The following is a 1,138-nucleotide window of genomic DNA, read 5'->3' on the forward strand; positions in this document are numbered from 1 at the left end:
CGGCGCTCAGGCCGGGGCGGTTGAGGTAGCCGCGTGCCAGGCCTGCGCCTGCGATGTAGAGCTCGCCGGGCACGCCCGCGGGCACGGGCTGCAGCCGCGCGTTGAGTACGTACAGTTGGGCGTTCCAGACTGGGCGACCTATCGGAATGCTATGCAAGGCGCTGGCATCGGCCGTGATTTCAAAGGTAGCGCAGCCGACGGTGGTCTCCGTAGGACCGAAGTGATTGATGAGGCGGACATCTGGGAAGCGTTGCTGCCAGAAGGCAATGTCGCCAGGAGCCATGGCTTCGCCGCCGGTCATCAAGGCATGCGTCGGGCTGCCGGCACGGCTGCTTTGCAGGTTCTGATTGATCAGCTTCAGATGTGAGGGCGTGACCTTGACCAGCGCATACGGTGCAGCATCGCCGGAGCCGCTGCTCAAGCGTTCGACCTCATCCCCTGTAGGGAGCACAGTCAGAGGCTGACCGGCTATCAACGCGCCGAAGACAGTGGTGATACCGGCATCGAAACTGATCGAGAAAACAGTGGGGGATCCACCCTGAGATTGCTGATAAAAAGTTTCGCGATCCCAGCGCAGATAGTTGGCGATGGCGCGATGCGCGATGACGACGCCTTTCGGGCGTCCGGTCGAACCTGAGGTATAGATGACGTAGGCGGGGTGCGCGGGGTCCAGTGGCTGAATCCGCTCGGCTTGCGTAGGATTCGTTGAGGGCATTGCGGCCAGCGCAGCTTGTATCTCCGCGCTGTCCAATAGGCAAAGGCTATGCAATGACGGCAGGCTGCTGGCGTGCTTGCGGAAGCTGAGAACGGCTGCGGGCTTGGCGTCTTCAATCATCAGAGCCAGACGTTCAGGCGGGTAGTCCACATCCAGGGGAAGGTAGGCAGCACCGGCCTTGAGAACGGCGAGCAAGGCAACGATCAGTTCCTGTGAGCGCGGCAGTGCGATTGCAACGATGTGCTCTGGGCCGATGCCTTGCTGGATGAAGCGATGGGCGAGTCGGTTGGCGTTTTCGTGCAATGCCTGATAGCTGAGTAGTTCACCTTCGAAGACGAGTGCGGTGGCCTGCGGGGACCGGGCGGCCTGCAGCTCGAAGAGCTCGGGCAGGGTGGCTGGTGGCACGGGGTGTGCGGAGTCGTT

1 protein-coding gene is annotated in these 1,138 nt (G+C 62.2%); it reads right to left on the reverse strand.

The genetic code is table 11. The features are described 5' to 3' along the window. On the reverse strand, positions 1-1,120 hold a 1,120-nt coding region (locus FHY06_RS34710), incomplete at its 3' end, for an amino acid adenylation domain-containing protein (RefSeq protein ID WP_184607693.1). Positions 1,121-1,138 lie beyond the last annotated feature (18 nt).

Source organism: Variovorax atrisoli (assembly GCF_014195185.1).
In the GTDB taxonomy this organism is placed as follows: domain Bacteria; phylum Pseudomonadota; class Gammaproteobacteria; order Burkholderiales; family Burkholderiaceae_C; genus Variovorax; species Variovorax atrisoli.